Source organism: Blastococcus sp. TF02-09 (assembly GCF_003319105.1).
In the GTDB taxonomy this organism is placed as follows: domain Bacteria; phylum Actinomycetota; class Actinomycetes; order Mycobacteriales; family Geodermatophilaceae; genus Blastococcus.
In genome coordinates this window covers 1-1113 of sequence record NZ_QOHH01000030.1, presented here as the reverse complement: position 1 = coordinate 1113, position 1113 = coordinate 1, and the positions used below count along the sequence as shown (strand labels likewise).

At 69.6% G+C, this 1113-nt stretch carries 1 protein-coding gene; it reads left to right on the top strand.

Annotated features, from left to right (window positions below):
- Window positions 1-119 precede the first annotated feature (119 nt).
- On the top strand, window positions 120-1113 hold a 994-nt coding region (locus DQ239_RS20015; protein WP_113836176.1), incomplete at its 3' end, for an IS481 family transposase.

The following is a 1113-nucleotide window of genomic DNA, read 5'->3' as shown; positions in this document are numbered from 1 at the left end:
TGTACTGCTCGGACAGGTTGGTGCACTGCGTGGTGATGGTCAGATCTTGATGTGAGGAGGGACCTCCGGGTTCTGTGTGGGAGCCGCCAAGCACCCAACAGACCCCCAGGAGGTCCCTCGTGGTCCACCGTAATGCGCCGCTGACCGAGACCGGCCGCCTTCGATTGGCCCGCTGCGTGGTCGAGCAGGGCTGGTCGATCGCCCGGGCCGCCGAGCGGTTCCAGGTCTCCCGACCGACGGCCACCCGCTGGGCGCATCGCTACCGCGAGCAGGGCCCGGCCGGCATGACGGACCGCTCCTCGCGGCCGGCCAGCTCACCGCGGCGCACGCCGCTGCCCGTGGTGCGCAAGGTCGTACACCTGCGTTGGAAGCAGCGGCTGGGACCGGTGGCCATCGCCGGCCGCGTGGGTCTGGCGCCCTCGACCGTTCACCGGATCCTGGTCAGTTGCCGGATCAACCGGCTCTGGCACGTCGACCGGGTCACCGGCGAGCCGATCCGGCGCTATGAGATGACCCGACCCGGCGAGCTGGTGCACGTCGACATCAAGAAGTTGGGCAACATCCCCGACGGCGGTGGCTGGCGCATCCATGGGAGAGCGCGGGGCATCGCCAACCGGCAGGCGCACCGCGACGCCGCCCGGCCGCGCAAGATCGGGGGCCGGCCCAACCTGGGCTACTGCTACGTCCACTCCGCCATCGATGCGTACACCCGACTGGCCTACTCCGAGGCCCTCGACGACGAGACCGCCGCCACCGCGCTGGCCTTCTGGGACCGCGCCCGCACCTTCTTCGCCGGCCACGGCATCACCATCGAGCGGGTACTCACCGACAACGGCTCGGCCTACGTCAGCCACGCCTGGCGAGACGAACACCGTCAGCTCGGCATCCGGCACACGCGCACACGCCCCCGCCGCCCACAGACCAACGGCAAGGTCGAACGACTCAACCGCACCCTGCTCGAGGAATGGGCCTACAAGAGGCTCTACACCTCCGAGACCGCTCGCCGGGCTGCTCTGTCAGGCTGGCTGCACCACTACAACCACCACCGGCCCCACACAGCGCTCAGCAACCTCCCGCCGATCACACGCTGCACCAACGTCACCGGGCAGTACA